Origin of the sequence: Mycobacterium sp. E3305 (assembly GCF_001666785.1) — a bacterium.
Taxonomy (GTDB): domain Bacteria; phylum Actinomycetota; class Actinomycetes; order Mycobacteriales; family Mycobacteriaceae; genus Mycobacterium.
The window spans coordinates 1-17,155 of the sequence record NZ_LZJA01000129.1; the positions used below are offsets into that span (position 1 = coordinate 1).

17 protein-coding genes are annotated in these 17,155 nt (G+C 68.2%); 9 read left to right on the top strand and 8 right to left on the bottom strand.

The genetic code is table 11. The annotated features are described in order from the left end of the window. Positions 1-271, bottom strand: a 271-nt coding sequence (locus A5701_RS11985; RefSeq protein WP_197504969.1) for an acyl-CoA dehydrogenase family protein, incomplete at its 3' end; no start/stop codon positions are given. Positions 272-423: 152 nt separating this feature from the next. On the opposite strand from A5701_RS11985, the gene A5701_RS11990 reads away from it, so the two are divergent. Further along, a complete protein-coding gene (locus tag A5701_RS11990) occupies positions 424-1,011 on the top strand; it encodes a TetR/AcrR family transcriptional regulator (protein WP_067753112.1) in 588 nt (195 codons plus the stop codon). Here A5701_RS11990 and A5701_RS11995 read toward each other — a convergent pair. Both A5701_RS11995 and A5701_RS12000 read right to left on the bottom strand, forming a co-directional pair. Further along, the gene (locus A5701_RS11995; protein WP_067753114.1) at positions 949-2,859 is read right to left on the bottom strand and encodes a pyruvate kinase; all 1,911 of its coding nucleotides are present in this window, start codon (positions 2,857-2,859) and stop codon (positions 949-951) included. The genes A5701_RS11990 and A5701_RS11995 overlap by 63 nt on opposite strands. A gap of 185 nt (positions 2,860-3,044) precedes the next feature. Further along, the gene (locus A5701_RS12000) at positions 3,045-3,629 is read right to left on the bottom strand and encodes a TetR family transcriptional regulator (RefSeq protein ID WP_067753118.1); all 585 of its coding nucleotides are present in this window, start codon (positions 3,627-3,629) and stop codon (positions 3,045-3,047) included. Positions 3,630-3,688: 59 nt separating this feature from the next. Here A5701_RS12000 and A5701_RS12005 point away from each other — a divergent pair, with 59 nt between their 5' ends. The 3 genes from A5701_RS12005 (at position 3,689) to A5701_RS12015 (ending at position 7,122) form a co-directional block, all read left to right on the top strand. After that, on the top strand, positions 3,689-4,786 hold the full coding sequence (locus A5701_RS12005; RefSeq protein ID WP_067753121.1) for a DUF1214 domain-containing protein: 1,098 nt from the start codon (positions 3,689-3,691) through the stop codon (positions 4,784-4,786). Beyond that, positions 4,783-5,955 carry a sulfotransferase gene (locus tag A5701_RS12010; RefSeq protein ID WP_067753124.1) on the top strand — a complete coding sequence of 391 codons (1,173 nt, stop codon included), beginning with the start codon at positions 4,783-4,785 and terminating at the stop codon, positions 5,953-5,955. Before A5701_RS12005 ends, A5701_RS12010 begins: the two co-directional genes overlap by 4 nt. Before the next feature lie 78 nt (positions 5,956-6,033). Beyond that, positions 6,034-7,122 (top strand): DUF190 domain-containing protein, encoded by a 1,089-nt coding sequence (locus A5701_RS12015; protein ID WP_067753127.1) that lies wholly within the window; start codon positions 6,034-6,036, stop codon positions 7,120-7,122. A gap of 50 nt (positions 7,123-7,172) precedes the next feature. Here A5701_RS12015 and A5701_RS12020 read toward each other — a convergent pair whose 3' ends face one another. From A5701_RS12020 to A5701_RS12030, 3 genes are all read right to left on the bottom strand, one after another. Beyond that, positions 7,173-8,066 carry a fructose bisphosphate aldolase gene (locus A5701_RS12020; protein ID WP_067753131.1) on the bottom strand — a complete coding sequence of 298 codons (894 nt, stop codon included), beginning with the start codon at positions 8,064-8,066 and terminating at the stop codon, positions 7,173-7,175. Positions 8,067-8,181: 115 nt separating this feature from the next. Continuing rightward, positions 8,182-8,760 carry a cytochrome b gene (locus tag A5701_RS12025; RefSeq protein WP_067753134.1) on the bottom strand — a complete coding sequence of 193 codons (579 nt, stop codon included), beginning with the start codon at positions 8,758-8,760 and terminating at the stop codon, positions 8,182-8,184. Beyond that, positions 8,757-9,881, bottom strand: a complete 1,125-nt coding sequence (locus tag A5701_RS12030) for a catalase family peroxidase (protein WP_304528224.1) — start codon at positions 9,879-9,881, stop codon at positions 8,757-8,759. The genes A5701_RS12025 and A5701_RS12030 overlap by 4 nt, the downstream gene beginning before the upstream one ends. Positions 9,882-10,239: 358 nt before the next feature. Between A5701_RS12030 and A5701_RS12035 the strand changes: the two genes are divergently transcribed. Then, positions 10,240-10,617, top strand: coding sequence for an STAS domain-containing protein (locus A5701_RS12035; RefSeq protein WP_067753137.1), 378 nt, complete (start codon positions 10,240-10,242; stop codon positions 10,615-10,617). Between the two features lie 56 nt (positions 10,618-10,673). Continuing rightward, positions 10,674-11,114 carry an ATP-binding protein gene (locus tag A5701_RS12040; RefSeq protein ID WP_067753224.1) on the top strand — a complete coding sequence of 147 codons (441 nt, stop codon included), beginning with the start codon at positions 10,674-10,676 and terminating at the stop codon, positions 11,112-11,114. Here the strand turns inward: A5701_RS12040 and A5701_RS12045 are convergent, their stop codons facing one another. Beyond that, positions 11,115-12,194, bottom strand: coding sequence for a phosphotransferase family protein (locus tag A5701_RS12045; RefSeq protein ID WP_156670060.1), 1,080 nt, complete (start codon positions 12,192-12,194; stop codon positions 11,115-11,117). Between the two features lie 2 nt (positions 12,195-12,196). Continuing rightward, a complete protein-coding gene (locus A5701_RS12050) occupies positions 12,197-13,327 on the bottom strand; it encodes a hypothetical protein (RefSeq protein ID WP_067753143.1) in 1,131 nt (376 codons plus the stop codon). A gap of 78 nt (positions 13,328-13,405) precedes the next feature. Between A5701_RS12050 and A5701_RS12055 the strand changes: the two genes are divergently transcribed. From A5701_RS12055 to A5701_RS12065, 3 genes are all read left to right on the top strand, one after another. Further along, entirely contained in the window at positions 13,406-14,026 is a 621-nt protein-coding gene (locus A5701_RS12055; protein WP_067753146.1) for a TetR/AcrR family transcriptional regulator, read from the top strand. 110 nt (positions 14,027-14,136) lie between these two features. Beyond that, the gene (locus tag A5701_RS12060) at positions 14,137-15,273 is read left to right on the top strand and encodes a phosphotransferase (protein WP_067753149.1); all 1,137 of its coding nucleotides are present in this window, start codon (positions 14,137-14,139) and stop codon (positions 15,271-15,273) included. 115 nt (positions 15,274-15,388) lie between these two features. After that, positions 15,389-17,149: an amidohydrolase family protein gene (locus A5701_RS12065; RefSeq protein ID WP_067753152.1), complete on the top strand. Its 1,761-nt coding sequence runs from the start codon at positions 15,389-15,391 to the stop codon at positions 17,147-17,149. Positions 17,150-17,155: the final 6 nt, after the last annotated feature.

Here is a 17,155-nt window from a genome sequence, read left to right on the forward strand (position 1 = left end):
TCGGCAGCAGCGGGCCGGGCAACAGCGCCTTGCCCGCCGCCTCCAGGACGCACGCGGCGTCGATCAGGCGCCCGCCCTGCCCACCGAGGCTTTCAGGCAGATGCACCGCGTGAAATCCGTTGCCGACGAAGGCCTCCCACCACTGGGGCGGGCGCCCCGCGGCGAGGTCGTCAAAGTTGTCGCGGGTGGCGGAGACGGGCGCGTGCCGGCCGGCGAACTGACCGACGGCGTCGCTGAGTTCCTGTTGCTCCGGGCTCAATCCCAGGGTCACGATGGCGGCCGGGAGCTGGCTGACGTTGGCCGCACGGACTGTTACCCTTCAATTCGGATGGCCTTACAAGACGAACCGTCTCGTCTTGTGGCAGACTACCGGGGGTAGTCACGCGATGTAAAGCGGGCAAAGGCGGCAGTGAGGATCACCATATGCCAAGCGATCTCACCCAGGTGAGCACGCCGAGGCGCCGCAGCGAGAAGTCGCGCACGGCGATCGTCACCGCCACCCGCGAATTGCTTTTGGAGCGCGGCTTCGACGGCCTGACCATCGAGGCGGTCGCCGCCCGCGCTGCAGTGGGCAAGCAGACCATCTACCGGTGGTGGCCCAGCCGCCCCGCCCTGGTCGCCGACGTCATGCTCGAGGACGCCGACCAGCTGCTCGCATCGGTCAACCACACCGACGATTTGGCCGCCGACCTGGTGGGGTGGGTGCGCAGGCTCGCCACCACCCTCACGACGGCTCGCGGCTCGGCGATGCTGCGGATCTTGACCGCCGCGGGCATGGAACACGAGGACACCGCGGTCAAACTGCGTGCCGGATTCAGCGAGCCCCTACACGAGAGCGTCCGGGCTCGCATCCTCGCCGCCGGCGTCGACGAAAGCACCGCGGAGTCGGCCGCGGACGCGATCGTCGGTGGCGTGGTCTACCCGATCCTCTCTGACCCGCAAGGATATTCACGACGCCGAGCCGAGCGCACGACCCGCATCATCGTCGGCGCCCTGACCGGTGGTGGCTGACCAGGACCGCAGCGGGCGCAACAACGCGTTCTTCTTGTAGTAGTGGTCGGCCATTCGCCGCATGATGTTGTCGAGCACCGTGACTGCATCGTCGAGGAATGGGCCCTTGTTGAGCATCACGCATTCGGCACGTTCGCTCATCGCGGCATCGCTGATCTCCGCGCGTGAGGGCAGACCGGTCTTGGCGAGTTGCTCGAGGACTTGCGTCGCCCAGATCACCGGCAGGTGTGCGGCTTCGCACAGCCACAGGATTTCCTCCTGCAACTCGGCCATCCGCTCGTAGCCGCACTCGACCGCGAGGTCGCCGCGGGCGATCATCACCCCGACCCGCGGCCGGCGCATCGCGGTGAGCAACAGCTGCGGCAGGTGCTCGAAAGCACGCCGGGTCTCGATCTTGAGCACGATGCCCAATCGGTCGGCTCCGAGTCGGTCAAGCTCAGCCAACAGCCGGTCGACGTCGGCCGGGTTACGGACGAACGACAAGTCCACCAGGTCGGCCAGTTCGATCACGGCGGCGAGATCGCTGACATCACGGTCGGTGATCGCCGAGATCGGCAAGTCGGTGTCGGGCATGTTGATGCCCTTGCCCGCCTTCAGTCGGGCCTCCCCTTGCTCCGGGCGGTCGATGCGCACGGTGAGCACGTCGCGAGCGACGGACACGACGCGGCCGCCGATCTTGCCGTCGTCGAAGTAAACGGCGTCCCCCGCCCGGGCATGGTCGAAAGCCTCGGGCAGCGTGCAAACGATGCGCGCGGCGGGTTGACCACCGCCAACCGGCGCCGGTGAACAGTCGCGGGTCAGTTGCAGAAGGCTTCCGGCGCGCACCACCAAGCTCTGCTCCGCTGCGGCGAGCGGACCCACCCGCGCCGATTCGTCTTCGGTGGTCAGCACCGTCCCCGTCACCAGGTAGGTGGTCTGCTGCGTCGTCACGACGAAGCCACGTCCCGTGGGCTCGGTGCCGTCGTTGAGCACGAGGCGCCGTTGGGACCCTCGCGCGTCCCGGAGCACCAGCATGTCGCCCGGACGGCGGCCGGCGAGCCACCGCACCGGCACCGTGAACACGGTCATGCCCGGTTCCGGCGGGTTGGCGGGTTCTTCGATCGAGGTCATCCACGCCCGCGCCGGTGCGACGACCCGGCCGAGCTGATCTCGTCGTGGTCGAAGCTTGACCACCCGGGGTCCCGGCTCGAGCGGCCCGGTGCGCAGCTTCGGCCCGGCCAGATCCATCGCGACCAGACACGTGGTGCCGGCCTCCGCGGCCGCGTCCCGGACGTGGCCGACCATGGCTCGCCATGCATCTGCATCGTCGTGGGCGCAGTTGATCCGCGCGATGTTCATGCCGCGCCGCACCAATTCGCGTACCAGGTCAGGGTCGGTTGCGGCCTGCGTCGGCAGCGTGACCATGATGCGCGTCATCCGATGCGCCGGCCGGGGCCCCAGCAGCTCGACGCTGTGTTGGCGCAGGATCTTCGGCCCCAGCTCGATGGGGACCGCGGACGGCGCCGGCGGCTGCCAACCCCCGTCCGCCATGGCCACGATGGCCGCGCGGACCGCGGCGAGCGTGGCCTGGACGTGGGCTTCGCTGCGACCCAGCGACGACAGGCCGAACTCCGCGAGGCCGGACTGAAGTTCGCGCAGGTCGAATTGGCGGATCGCCCAGTAGTGCAACAGGTTTCGTGCGCTCGCGCGGTGCTCCGGCGCAATGGCCGGCAGCCACCGCGCCCAGGAGATCTCCGCCTCCCGCAGGCTTGCCAGCAGGCCGTCGATCTGCGCCAGCAGGGCCGCCAGCCGCCGACGGACCTCGGGTTCGCCGGCGTCGGGCGGGGCCGGGTGCGCAGCATCGACCATGCGCTCAGCAGACAAGACAACTCCCAGCTCGGCGGCCCACGGCCACATAGTGTTAACGTTCGCGTAACGCGTAGGGCGCGAATCATCAAGGTACACAGCGAATTTACTCGCCGGCTGCGGGTCAACACAGGGGAATAGGTCCCTTGATGGGGCCGCGGTGGGGGTAAGCGGCCGTGAGGTGTTGGCTATCCGACCGTGATCGCCGCCAGGCCACGTCCCACCCGGTCGGGCAGGGATCCGCCATGGCTGAGCCAATCGTCGAGGGCGATGCGCACGGCCGCCATCGCCAGCGCGCCGATCAGGCGGGGCCTGGGGTCCTGCGGGGCCAATCGCGGCAGTCGCGGCGCGATCAGATCGGCGATCGCCAGCTCGTACCGCACGTAGATGTGCAGCGTCCAGGCGTCCAATGTGTCGGAAGACCTTGTCAGGACGGCCAATTCGCGAATCTGGTCCTCGATGTCGGCGAACCCGCCCGCGAGCTCGGAGAAGGCGCCGACGACCGCATCGGTGGCGCTCAGGCGCGCAGGCTGGGCCGCCAGGGCGTCGGTGATCCGGTTGAGCCAATGGACGGTCATGCCCTCGGCGACGGCGTCTTCCTTGGAGTTGAAATAGCGAAAGAAGGTCGCGCGCCCGATGTCGGCCTCGTCGGCGATCCGGTCCACCGTGGTGCCGGCCAAGCCGCGATCGGCTACCAGCTGAGCCGCGGCGCCGGCGATCCGCTGGCGCATCGCCGTTCGCTTGCGTTCGGCCAACGATGCCGTGGCAGCCATTCCCCCACCTTTTCCGCAAATCACGTCCAAGTCGTAAGACATAGTCTTAGCATGAGACGATGTCTCAAGACACCGATTCGTCCGATCAGCCCGGTTCGAAGGCGCGGGCCGCGTGGCAGTTCGTCCAGCAGATGGTCGCCGACGTCACCAAGATCGTCACCGAGGACGCCGAGTCCGAGCGGGAGCTGCTAGAAGGGCTGCGGATGATCGCCCGCGTCTCGTCGCTGTGTGCACAGATGTCGGTCGAGTCCGATGCCGACCGGCCCACCTTCTTCGATATGTGTTCGGCGAACCGGATGGTCGGCGGCCCCAATCCGGACGGCAACTACTACCTGGCGATGATCCGTGGCGACCGGAGCTACCGGATCACCGGCTCCCGGGGCACCAGCGCCTACCTCGGGTTGCAGATCCTGGCCGGGACGGGGCTCACGCCGCGGCGCATGGCCGGGTATGTCAGCGACGTCGACTTGGCCTTGGCCTCAGGCGAATTCGCGGTCGTGCTGTCCGCGGATCAACCCTCCGAACTCGCCGGCGCCCAGTGGGTGCGCATCCCCGACGACGCCTCATCCGTGGTGGTCCGCGAGTACATCGGCGACCGTGCGCACGAGGAACTCGCCACCCTGCGCATCGAGGCGCTGGACCCCGCCCCGCTGGTCCCGCTGACCGACGCCGAGCTCGCAGATCAGTTCACCGCGATGGCCTGGTCACTGATGAAGTTGACGACGCTGCACCGCACCATCAAGCCGGAACTGCTCGACATGCCCAACACCTTGCTGACCGCCGAGGCCGCCAACCTGGGCGCCGCGGACACCACCCCGGACAACCTGTACATGATCGGGACCTTCCGGCTGGAGCCCGACGAGGCCCTGGTCCTCGACATCGCCCCACCCGACACCCGGTACTGGAACGTCACCCTGGAAAGCATCTGGCACGAGTGCCTCGAGCCGCGGGCCCGGCACAGCTCGGTCACCAACCGTGGCGCGGCCCCCGAAGGCGACGGCCGGGTGCGGATCGCCATCTCCGCGAACGACTTCGGGTTGGGCCACTGGCTCGACACCGGTGGCCGGCATCGGGGGTTCGTCGTCCTGCGCTGGCTGGACAACCCCAGCCCGCCCGACGTGAAGGTGTCGGTGCGCCGATGCGAGGAGGCCGTATGACACTGCAGGATCGATTCGCCCCCGAGCGGCTGATTGCCGCCGCCTGCGAGGAGGTCGGCAGCGACGACTTCGGCGCCGAGGGCTGGCGGCCCGGGCTGCACCGCCTCACCGACGGGCTGATCAACGACGCGCGACTGTCGGACATCGGGGTGGAGATCGCGCACCTCGACATCATGCGGGCCCTGAAGAACCGCCTCGGTGTGATCGCCTGGCGCAAAGAGCATCCCGAGATCGCCGCCAAACCGGTCACGGCGCCGATCTTCATCGTCGGCCAGCCACGCACCGGGACCACGATCCTCTATGACCTGCTCGCCCAGGATCCCGCGCTGCGCGCCCCGCTGACATGGGAGGTCGACGAACCCTGCCCCGTTCCACAACCGGAGACCTATCACGACGATCCGCGGATCGCGCAGGCGCAGGCCAGCATCGAAATGTCCGAGCAGATCATGCCGGGGTTCCTGGCCTTTCATCCGATGGGCGCGCTCGTCGGGCAGGAGTGTGTGCGCATCACGGCCGGCGAGTTCGTCAGCATGATCTTTTCGGTGCAGTACCGCCTGCCGGGTTACTACCGTTGGCTGCTCTACGAGGCGGACCACGCGGGCGCATACCGATATCACCGAATCTTCCTGCAGCACTTGCAATCCGGCGTAGCCGGTCAGTGGTTGCTGAAGTCGCCCGCGCACCTGTGGCAGCTGGACACGCTGCTGGCCGAATACCCCGACGCGCTGATCGTGCAGACGCATCGTGACCCGCTCAACGTCATCTCGTCGATCGCGGCCCTCACCCACCACCTGCGCCGGATGTGCAGCGGCGAATCGAGCATCGCCGAGTGTGCGGCGCAGTCCTACGAGGAGATCGTCGTCGGCCTGGAGCGCGAGATGGCCCTGCGGGACAGCGGCGCCGTGCCGGCCGACCGCGTGATCGACGTGCAATACACCGACTTCATCACCGACCCATGGACCACGATCAAGGACATCTACCAACGGCTCGACCGCGAGCTGCGCCCCGACGCCGAGCAGCAGATGCGCGAGTTTCTCGCCGCCCACCCCGGCGATGGGGGCCGCGGCCGCTACACCTGGTCGGACACCGGCCTGCAGGCGGGCGAGGTGCGCGAGCGGGTGCGCGCCTATCAGGACCGCTACGCGGTGCCGACCGAAAACCTGCGGTGAGCCGGGTCGCAGCGAACACCGTTGCGACGCTTGAGGTCTCCAACCGGGTAGGATCGCCGCAAAGCGACGGGAGCGGCCATGGACGAGGACTGCCTGAAGCTCACCACCTACTTGGCCGAGCGCCGGCGGACCGACGCGGGCTTTGTCTCCGACGTGCTGCTCGACCTGTACGGCCGGCACCGCATCGCCTGTGGCGTGGTGCTGCGCGGCGCCGGTGGTTTCGGTACCGGTCGCTACCTGAGGACCGACGAGTCGCTGACCTTGTCCGAGGATCCGCCCGTCGCGATCGTGGCGGTCGACACCAGGGCGAAGATCGAGGCCCTGCTCGACCCGGTGCTCGCCATCAAGCAGCGCGGCCTGGTCACCCTCGAGCGGGCGCGGCTGCTGCGCGGCGGCGGGTCCTTCCCGGGGCCGCTGGAACTCCCCGAGGAATTGCGCGAAGCCGTCAAGCTGACCGTGTACGTCGGCCGCAAGGAACGCGTCAACGGCACCCCGGCCTACGTCGCCGTCTGCGACCTCCTGCATCGGCGCCGGATCGCCGGCGCCTCGGTGCTGTTGGGGGTCGACGGCGTCAGCCACGGGCAGCGGCATCGCGCCCGCTTCTTCGGTCGCAACGCCAACGTCCCGATGATGATCGTGGCCGTCGGATCCGGTGAGCGCATCGCGGGCGTGCTGCCGGAGCTCGCCGGGCTGCTTCGTGAGCCGATGTTCACGCTGGAGCGGGTCCGCGTGTGCAAACGCGACGGTGAACTGCTGGAGCGGCCGCACGCGCTGCCCGGGGTCGACGAACGCGGTTTGTCGCTCTTCCAGAAACTGACCGTCTACACATCCGAGTCGGCCTTGGTCGACGGGGTGCCCATTCACCGCGCGATCGTGCAGCAGCTGTGTCAGCGCGACGCGCCCGACGGCGCGACGGTGCTGCGTGGCGTCTGGGGATATCACGGAGACCATCGGCCGCACGGCGACAAGTTTCTCTCGCTGCGTCGGCGCGTCCCCGTGGTGACCATCCTCGTTGACACCCCGGCCCACATCGCCGAATCCTTCGACGTGGTCGACGAATTGACCCGCGACGACGGGCTGGTGACGAGCGAGATGGTGCCCGCCGTGGTGTCAGACGAACACGACGCCGGCGACGGGCCGCCGCGCATGGCCCGCCACCGCTACTAGCGATCGCGAGCGCCGCGGACCGAGCGGACGCGGGTCGCACCGCGATTAGGTCAGCCGGCGACCGAGGCCTCGTAGATGGACTGGATCGCCTTGTCCAGCGTGGCGTTGAACTGCTCGTCGGACTGGTCGACCGCGAGCCCCTCGGTGAGGGCGCGGCTGAAGCTGGCGATCAACCCGGTGTTCTTCGCCAGCAGCTCGTTGGCTTCCTCGCGGGAGTAGCCACCGGAAAGGGCGACCACCCGCATCACCTTCGGGTGCTCGATCAGGGGGCGGTAGAAGTTGACCTCGGTGGGCAGACTCAGCTTGAGCATCACGCGCTGACCCTCGGGCACGTTCTCGAGTTGCTTGGTGATCTCGTCGCGCAGGATGCCTTCGGCCTCCGCCTTGTCCGAGATCGAGATGGTGACCTCCGGTTCGATGATGGGCACCAGACCGTGCGAGAGCACCTGGTGGGCCAGTTCGAATTGTTGGGCCACCACGGCGGCGATGCCCCCCGCGTTGGCGCCCCCGATCACCGACCGTTCCTTGGTGCCGAAGACGCCCTTGCCCACGGCGCGCTCGAGCAACTCGTCCAGCCCCGGGATCGGCTTCATCAGCTGCACGTCATCCGACGCCTCGGCCAGGCCCTTGTCGATCTTCAGGATGGGCACCACGCCCTTGGTCTCCCACAGGTAGGTGGTCGACGGCTTGCCCTCGATCTCGCGGTCCATGGTCTGCTCGAACAGGATCGCGGCCAGCACGCGGTCGCCGTTGAATACGGGCGACGTGATGATCCGCGACCGCATCTGGTGGATGAGGTCGAACATCTCCTCCTCGGAGGAGTACGCGTCGTCCTCGATGCCGTAGAGGCGCAGCGCCTTGGGCGTCGAGCCGCCGCTCTGGTCGAGCGCCGCGATGAATCCCTTCCCCGACGCCATCCGGTCCGCTTGCTTCTCGTTTGGCATGGAAGTTCCCCACTCCTTCGTGGTCCCCGTACGGTCACGGCCCCTGCGGTGCTCGCGCCCTGCAAATAATCGTGCCGATCATATTCGGCCGATCAAAGTCCCAGAAGGCAGGCCGTCACAGGTCGGCTTGTTCTGGCTGCGCGGCGGCGGGTCTGACGCGCCACAGCGCCATGCGATCGAGGAGTCGGTCGCGCAGAACGAGCGTGTGGAAGAGGACCGCGCACATGTGGGCGGTAAACGCTGCGAACAGCAGGAACGCGAACGCGCCATGGCATTCGCGGAGCACCGCGAAGACATCGATGCTGTGCGGCGCGATGCCGGGCAGCCGCAGCGGCCCCACCAGGGTGACGGGGAATCGTGCCGCCGACAGCATCGCCCACCCGGTCAGTGGCTGCACCAGCAGCAGGGCGTAGAGCAGGCGCTCCGACCACGTCGCGATGCGCCGTTCCGCGCCGCTCATCGTGGCCAGGAAGGGTGGGGGCCGGTGCCTGAGCCGATTCGCCAGCCGGACCACCGCGAAGATCAGGATCAGCACTCCCAGGGGCCGATGGATGGCCAGCAGCAGCGGGTAGTAGCTCAGCGCCGCGACCATGGTGACGCCGATCAGCAGTTGCGCGATGACCATCGGCGCCATCAGCCAGTGCAACAGGCGGGACGGCAGCGCGAACCGGGCCGCGGCGGTGCCGGCCGTCACCGCAGCACCCGGGAGACGTCGACTTCGCTGGGCGTCTTGGGCTCCTCGGCGCGACGGGTGAAAGAGCGGGCGTAGACGGCCGACCTTGCGGCCAGCAGTGGGTCGTCGGAGGCGGCGATGCCATCCGGCAGGACCAGGGGGTCGAAGTTGATGTCGCGGGCGTTGCCCGGCGCTTCGGTCTGCACGCCCGTGACGGTGATGGTGCCGGCCTCGATGCTGCGGCGGGCCGACGGCCAGGGCTTCGAGGCGTCGTGCGTGGGATCGCCCGGCTCGCCGATCGTGAGCACGAGCCGCCAACTCAGCGGGCGCTGCGCGAGCGCGCGGATGAGGTCGTCGAACAGGTAGTCCTTGCCGGCCGCCGCCGGGACGGCCGCCGTTTCCTGGGGAACGGCGGACCAGCGCACGGAGACGGTCGCACCGGCGCCGTTGGTGAATCGAAACGCGTTCAACCCGTGATACGTGCTGTCGGCGAACCCAGCACTCGGCGGCGCGCCCTTGATGACCTTCATGGCAGCGACGGTCTCCGGATGGCGGTCGAGGAAGGCGGCCATCTTCGCGGGGTCGGGCTTGCCCGTCTCGGGCACAGGCTTGGACGCGAGCAGCCGGTCGTAGAACCCCTGGGGAGTGCTGTCCGGGAAGACGGGGATGTCGATCATCGCGGTGCGCCATTGCTCGCCGTCGGGACCCTGGAAGAGCAGGCCCAACCCCCGGACCGTGGTCGGCATGTCAGGCTGATCCGGCAGACCGCCCGACAGGGAAAACCGGCCGATCACCGGCACACTCCCCGGCCGGAAAATCCCGGCCCGGCAGACCACCGCCCCCGCCCCCGTGCTGGCAAACGTTCCGAACGCGCTGAGCCCCTTCGCGTGGTTGCGCCGAAAACCCTCGTGACGCCCGTAGACATGCTCGAAGCGGTCGGTGAACCGGGGCGGCGTCAGCGCGCCGGGCCGCAGCCAGCCGCCCGCGTAGGCGAACCCACCGACGTCGACCGCGGCGATGCCGGCCACCGCTCCCATGCCCAGCAATGCGCTCCGCCGGGTCAGGGCTTCGGCGAGGGACCGGGTGCGCTCGACATCGCCGGGCGGGTCGTCCTGCGGGCCTTCGTGATCACCGGGCTCCACGGCCACCGCCCTTCCGCGTTTCTGCAGGCCACACGGCCCAGGCTGGACACGAATCCGGTGCAGGCAATTCACGCATGGGCCGAACGCGCGCGCAACTTTTGCGATGACCGTCGCACACACTCACAGGACGGCGCGGGGGTGTCATTCGTTCACTCGTTTTGGGGGTGGTTCGCGAAGTGACATACCATCTACTGAGAACTTGCGGCTGCATCTGTGGCTAGCAGCGCAGATCGATGGAGTGTGTCTCCTCCGACGGGCAAGCGCTTTCCGTGGGGTTGAACCAGCAGCCCCCGGGCTGGCAGTGGCTGTTTTGAGAGCTAACGGGTCCCGCGCGGGACCGAATGTGAGTGAATAGACCATGGGCGAACTAACCGGTGATCCAATAGACCCGACCGCTTTTTCAGTGGGAAAACAACAGGTAGAACAGGCGGTCGTCCTCACCGTCTCGGGCGAGGTGGACATGCTCAGCTCACCGCATCTGGCCGAGGCGATCCAGACCGCGATGGCGACCAAACCCGCCGCGCTGATCGTTGACCTGTCGAAAGTGGACTTCCTGGCGTCCGCCGGGATGACAGTGTTGGTCACGGCGCAGGCCGAGACCGAGCCGCCCACGCAATTCGCGGTCGTCGCCAACGGCTCGGCGACCAGCAGGCCGATCAAATTGATGGGAATCGACAGCGTGCTCTCGCTCTACAGCTCGCTCGACGACGCGCTGAGCGGCATCGCTGGTGGGTGAACCTCGAGATGGGGGCACAACTGGAGACGATGGGGCGCTCTGATCAGTCGCATGACGTGTCACAGACCGACGACCGGTCCCGCTTCGCGCGGAATCGCGTGGCTGCCGACCCGCGCAGCGCGGCTCGGACCCGAGCCGAGTTCGGCCTCTGGCTCGAGACGCATTTCACCCTCAGTTCCGACCGGTTCAGCGACGTCCTGCTGGCGGTGAACGAAGCCATCGCCAACGCCGCAGAATTCGCCTATTGCAGCGCCTCGCAGCCCGGGACGCTCGACGTGAGCGCGGCCTATGACCGCCGGTCCGACACCCTGGCCGTGTCCGTCGGCGATCGCGGGCGATGGCGCCACAAAATTCCGGCTCCCCAGCAGCAGCTCCGGGGACGCGGCATCCCATTGATGGAGGTCCTCGCGGACCAAGTGACCATCGACCGCACACCCCACGGCACCCGCGTCACGATGACGTGGACCGACCTCACGGGACGGCCCGACGCTTCGTAACTACGTCGCTTGCGCCAGGACTTGCTGAATGCGGTCCTCGCGCGGCAGGACCGGACCGTCGTCGAGGGATTCGTCGATACCGAGCTCGGCGAGGCCGGCTCTGGTCAGCAACGAGGTGCCGTACGCGGCGAGAACCAGCTTCTGATCCTCGCTGTGCCCCTCCTCGACGAGCATCGCCCCGATGAGGCAGATGACGGCCATCTTGTAGGCGTTGAAGGCGCGGTACCACTCGCGGTTCTGCAGCTTGATGCCGCTGGTCCGCTCGTAGTGGGCGAGCAGGGCGTCGATCGGGAGCGCGGCGGGATGGCTGTTGATGCCGACGGGCTGCGCCCACAGGATCTCCAGCCAGCCGATGTCGGTCAGCGGATCGCCGACCGTGCTCATCTCCCAGTCGAATACAGCGCTCACCTCGCCGCCGGTGAAGCCGAAGTTGCCCGGTTTGGCATCCCCGTGCACCAGCGTGACCGTCGGGCAGGGCGCCGGCCGGCTCTCCCGCAGCCCCCGGTGAAGCCGTTCGAGGGCGGGCAGGCAACCACGCTTGACCCGGTCCATCTCCGCGGCCCAGTGGTCGAGTTCTCGCTCGAGGTGCGTCCCGCCGTCGTCGAGCGAATCGAGCCCGGTCCGGGCGAGGTCGACGGCATGGATGGCGGCGAGTTGCTCGACCAGGCTCCGGCACATCCGCACCACGGTCTCGTCCGCGACGCCGGCGGGCGCCTGCATCTCGTACACGTCGCCGGCGACGCGTTCCATTACAAAGAAGGGCCGGCCCAACACCTCGCCGGTCTCTTCCAGCCACAGCGCCCGCGGCACGCGGACCCCGGTGTCCTGGAGTGCGGACAGGATGCGGAATTGGCGCGGGAGGTCGTAAGGCTCCAGCAGCGCGGGCGGCCTGGGCCGCAGCCGCAGCACCAGGTCTTGGCGTGCCCGCCGATCGCCGTGGCCGGTGACCACGGTCAGCATCAGCATCTCGGCCGAATGGCCGAAGCTCACCCGGTCCAGGCCCTCGACGCGGACATCGTCGGAGTCGGGCAGTCGGGTGCGGAGCCAGCCCTTCAACCGCGCCCCGAAGTCGGCGGCCATGGTCACTGGCGAGCCCCTTGGGCCGGCAGGCGCTCGACCGGCGTCCTGTCCTGGGTGAACGCCGACATGTCCATCGCCGTCCAATTCGGATACCGCCGGTAACCGGCACCGCCGAGCAGTAATTCGAATACGCCCCAACCGGTGTGGCCGTCCCGCTCGAAGCGCATAAGCTGGTCAAGGGCCATCGACTTACCCTCCGTCTCGACAAGCTGTTCGGAATTGCCACTGTCCCAATGGAAATGGATGAAGTAAGCCCCGGCGCCGAGGTCCTCGTACTGGCAGTGCGCCATCGGCAGCCCGTAGTAGGCGTTGACGTCTTGATGCGGCGCGTCGGCGATGACTCGATGGGTCTCGCCGTCCTCGTCGGTGAAGACCAGCACCGCGCGGGCGGGCCGCTTGCGTGCGCCGTCGAACTCGACGTCGTGTTCGATCTTGACGAACCGCTTTGACAGTGTTCCATCCGCATAGGTGATGCCACCGTCGACGTATTGCACTGTCCCGTCGGCTGTTTCGATGACCCACGCCTCGATCGCGTGGTCGTCGAAGCCCGCGTCGAGCCACAGCCAGAAGTCGATCCTGTCGGACACCCGCACGCCGAAGGTGCGGTCGCGACCGCCGTGAAACCCGTCGACGCTGATCCGTTCGCCGCCGATCCGCACCCAGCCGCTCCACCGGCCCGGTTCCTTCATGTGATACATGTCGGCGAGCACCCGGCCGTCGTCGCCCATCACCTTCATGGGCAGCAACTCCCACATCGGCGCGCTGGGTTCGTAGTAAAGCTCCCACTCGATCCCCGAACCATTGGGTTCCACGTCAAGCCGCCACTTTTTCAGGGGCTCAACGCAAGTCCAGCGCATCGGGCCGGCACTGAGCTCAGTTCGATCGCCGCCCGCGATGGGCTTACCCGCCAACAGATCCCAGTGCCTGCCGTCGGCGAGACTCACCTTGACATAGCCCAGCCCACTGCCGGTGTTCGGATTGTTGCCGTAACCGCTGGCCAACAACATGGTGCCGTCTGGCGACGCCGCGAAGAAGTAACAGCGATCCGACCACGTCGGGTCGCTGTCGTGTACCGCGTCGAACGTCGTCGGAAGCTGGTGCGTGAACGACTCGTCGGCGGCGGAATACACCATGGCTGTCCTCTCGAGCGATTTGGTTGATTCGCAACGGAATTCGTTGTGCTGCGCGGCGCATCCCGTAACATCTGCGCCATGGAGCCGAGCCGCCGGTGGGGCGACGACCGCGCGATCCTCGATGACGAGGAGGCCCGCAGGCGCATCCTGGACGCCGCCGGCCGCTGCATCGTGCAACGCGGCAACACCCAGTTCCGGATGGGTGAGGTGGCCGACGAGGCCGGAGTGTCGCGGTCCACGGTGTACCGGTACTTCCCGGGACGTGACGATGTCCTGCTGGGCCTGATCCTGAAGCGGGTCGACCACGCGCTCGGCGCGTTGGTGCGCTCGCTGGCCGCCCCCGACGATCCCGTGCGGTCGGTGCCGGAGATGGTGCTGGCCCGCGTCGAGTCGGTAGACGGCGATCCCCTGAACGAGGCGCTGTTCGCCGCCGAGAGCACCGCGGTGGCGACGGCCCTCGAGAAGGGGTCGGAGCCCATCGTGGAGACCCTGTTGCGGCATTACCAACCGCTGCTGGATCGGTGGAAGTCCGCCGGCCGCCTGCACGCCGACCTCGATCCGCGGTCGGTGGTGCAGTGGCTGCACGCCACCACGCTGTTTCTGCTGGCGCCCTCGTGGCGGTACCGCACGACCGCCGACAAACGCCGGTTCGTCGAGCAGTTCGTGGTGCGAGCCCTGGTACCACAGATCAGACAATAACTAAGTATTGTCTGATGTCGAGACGTTCAAGTATTTTTGTCTGACCCCGTGCCGCGATGTCCCACGGCTCGCGGCGCGGGTGACACATCCCCCACTGAGGAACGACCGCGATGAACAACCCCGTGACGCAGGCGCTATCGGTTGCCGGCCTGGCCGCGCACCTCGGCCGTGGCATGGGCCGGGTGGCCACCGACGCGGTGGTGGGTGGTCGGGTCGGGCTCCCCCGCCGGGCGCAGGACATCGACGCGGCGGTGCTGTCGAGGATCATGGGCACCGCCGTCAGATCGGTCCGGCTTCTGGGCAGCGACGCGGGCACGTCGGCGCGGGCACGGCTGGTGTTGACGGGGAAGAACGTCCCCGACTCGGTGTTCGTCAAGCTCGCGGCGACGACCGCGGCGACCCGGTTGATGGGCGAGCTGGGCCGACTCGGGCACACGGAGGTGAGGTTCTACCGTCAGCTCGCCCCGCAGGTCGTCGGCGCCCCGTATTCCTACGGGTCCGCGTTCGATTCGTGGACCGGACGCTACCTGGTGGTGCTGGAAGACCTCCCGGTCGAGTCGTGCGAGTTCCCCGACACCTTGCATCCCCTTTCGCCCGACCAGGCCAGCCTGATCGTCGAGCTGCTCGCCGACCTGCACGCCACCTTCTGGGAGCGACTGCCCCGGGACGGGCGCGGTCCATTGGGCTGGCTCTACACGCCGTCCGGCGACGTCACTTCCCTGCTGACCGGCTCGCTGATGCACGCCTCGATCAAGCGCCTCGCCGACCGCACCGAGATCCCCGTCGAGAACGGCCGTTTCATCGCCGACAATTACCGCGCGGTCGCCGCTCTCATCGACACTCCCCCGCACACCGTCATGCACGGCGACGCCCACCCCGGCAACATGTACTTCCACGGCGGCAAGGCCGGGCTGCTGGACTGGCAGGCGGTGCGGCGCGGGCACCCGTCGCGCGAGCTCGCCTACACGCTGATCACCAGCCTCGACCCCGAGGACCGCCGAGCGACCCAGCGCGAGCTGCTCGACGACTACCGCCGTGCCCTCGCGGCGGCCGGTGGCCCGACCCTGGACCGCGATGACCTGTGGCTGCGGTTCCGCCAGGCAGCGCTGTACGCCTACGTGGCCCCCCTGATCACCGCGGGAATGGGCGGCATGCAGGTCGAAGACGTCGCCATGGAAGGGCTGCGGCGCGGTGTCGTGGCCCTCGACGATCTGGAGACGGTCTCGGCGCTGAAGAGTTCGCTCTGACAGAAAGATCGCCCGAACCTATTGCGATGCCCGCCGCAAGAGTTACGCTACTAGCCGTAGCGTAATGCTGCCAGTCTCGTTCGCGCCTGTTGCCCGTTCCGGCAAGGAGAGTCACATGTTCGACCTGAAGATCGTTGGTGGCACCGTCGTCGACGGCACCGGCGCGGAGCGCTATCACGCCGACATCGGCATCAAGGACGGCAAAATCGTCGACGTCGTCCGCCGCGGCGCCGACGACCCGGCGCTGGGCGGGGAAGCCGCCGAAACCATCGACGCCACGGGGCATGTGGTGGCCCCCGGCTTCGTCGACATCCACACCCACTACGACGGCCAGGTGAGCTGGGATGGCCTGCTCGAGCCGTCCAGCGGTCACGGCGTCACCACCATCGTGACCGGCAACTGCGGCGTGGGCTTCGCCCCGGTGCGGCCCGGCACCGAGCAGTGGCTGATCGAGTTGATGGAGGGCGTCGAGGACATCCCCGGCACCGCGCTGACCGAGGGCATCACCTGGGGCTGGGAGACCTATCCCGAATACCTCGACGCGATCGGCAAGCAGAAGTTCTCCATTGACGTGGGCAGCCAAGTCGCGCACGGCGCCATCCGCGCCTACGCGATGGGCGAGCGCGGGGCCCGCAACGAACCAGCGACGCCCGACGACATCGAGGCGATGGGCCGGCTGGTCCGGGAGGCGATCGAGGCCGGCGCTCTGGGGTTTTCGACGTCGCGCACGATGGGGCACCGCGCCATGGACGGTGAACCGGTGCCCGGCACGTTCGCCGCCGAGGATGAGCTGTTCGGGCTCGGGCGGGCCATGGCCGCCGGTGGTCAGGCCGTCTTCGAGCTGGCGCCGCAAGGCTCCGCGGGCGAGGACATCGTCGCGCCCAAGAAAGAACTGGACTGGATGCGCCGGTTGAGCGCTGAGATCGACAGGCCGGTGTCCTTCGCGCTGATCCAGGTCGACGCCGATCCCAACCTGTGGCGCGAGATGCTCGACCTGTCCGCCGACGCGCACGCCGAGGGCGCCCGCCTCTACCCGCAGGTCGCGGCCCGACCGTTCGGGATGATGATCGGGTTCCAGGGTCATCACGGCTTCAGCCACCGGCCCACCTACCGCCGGCTGGCGGCCGAATGCAGCCGCGAAGAACTCGCGCAGCGCCTGGCCGACCCGGCGGTGAAGGCCGCCATCCTGGCCGATGAGGACCTGCCCGCCGACCCGACGCTGTTGTTCGACGGGATGTTCGCCCTGGTGCAGCATTCGCTCAAGCGGCTGTACGCGCTGGGCGATCCGCCCGATTACGAGCCCACCCCCGAACGCACCGTCGCCGCCATCGCTGCGGCCCGCGGCGAGGACCCGTTGTCCACGCTCTACGACCTCATGCTCGAGCGGAACGCGACCGCCATGCTGATGCTGCCACTGTTCAACTACGCCGACGGCAATTGCGACGCGATCCGGGAAATGCTGCTGCACCCGGCCGGTGTGCTCGGGCTTTCCGATGGCGGCGCCCACTGCGGGATGATCTGCGACGCTTCGTATCCCACGTTCCTGCTGACCCATTGGGCCCGCGACCGGCGCCGGGGCGACAAGCTGTCGCTGGAGTACGTGATCCGTAAGCAATCGCGCGACACGGCCCACCTGTTCGGCCTCACCGACCGCGGCACCATCGAGAAGGGCAAGAAGGCCGACATCAACGTCATCGACATGGACGCCCTGACGCTGCACCCCGCGGCGATGGCCTTCGACCTGCCGGCCGGCGGCAACCGGATCCTGCAGGGAGCCAGCGGTTACGCCGCCACGATCGTCAGCGGGACCGTGACGCGGCGCCACGACGTCGACACCGGGGCGCGCCCCGGCCGTTTGGTGCGGGGAGCGCGTTAGGGCCCG

Coding starts and splice junctions, on each gene's coding strand:
- A5701_RS11990 (WP_067753112.1), top strand. CDS start 424: ATGCCAAGCGATCTCACCCAGGTGAGCACGCCGAGGCGCCGCAGCGAG.
- A5701_RS11995 (WP_067753114.1), bottom strand. CDS start 2,859: ATGGTCGATGCTGCGCACCCGGCCCCGCCCGACGCCGGCGAACCCGAG.
- A5701_RS12000 (WP_067753118.1), bottom strand. CDS start 3,629: ATGGCTGCCACGGCATCGTTGGCCGAACGCAAGCGAACGGCGATGCGC.
- A5701_RS12005 (WP_067753121.1), top strand. CDS start 3,689: ATGTCTCAAGACACCGATTCGTCCGATCAGCCCGGTTCGAAGGCGCGG.
- A5701_RS12010 (WP_067753124.1), top strand. CDS start 4,783: ATGACACTGCAGGATCGATTCGCCCCCGAGCGGCTGATTGCCGCCGCC.
- A5701_RS12015 (WP_067753127.1), top strand. CDS start 6,034: ATGGACGAGGACTGCCTGAAGCTCACCACCTACTTGGCCGAGCGCCGG.
- A5701_RS12020 (WP_067753131.1), bottom strand. CDS start 8,066: ATGCCAAACGAGAAGCAAGCGGACCGGATGGCGTCGGGGAAGGGATTC.
- A5701_RS12035 (WP_067753137.1), top strand. CDS start 10,240: ATGGGCGAACTAACCGGTGATCCAATAGACCCGACCGCTTTTTCAGTG.
- A5701_RS12045 (WP_156670060.1), bottom strand. CDS start 12,194: ATGGCCGCCGACTTCGGGGCGCGGTTGAAGGGCTGGCTCCGCACCCGA.
- A5701_RS12050 (WP_067753143.1), bottom strand. CDS start 13,327: ATGGTGTATTCCGCCGCCGACGAGTCGTTCACGCACCAGCTTCCGACG.
- A5701_RS12055 (WP_067753146.1), top strand. CDS start 13,406: ATGGAGCCGAGCCGCCGGTGGGGCGACGACCGCGCGATCCTCGATGAC.
- A5701_RS12060 (WP_067753149.1), top strand. CDS start 14,137: ATGAACAACCCCGTGACGCAGGCGCTATCGGTTGCCGGCCTGGCCGCG.
- A5701_RS12065 (WP_067753152.1), top strand. CDS start 15,389: ATGTTCGACCTGAAGATCGTTGGTGGCACCGTCGTCGACGGCACCGGC.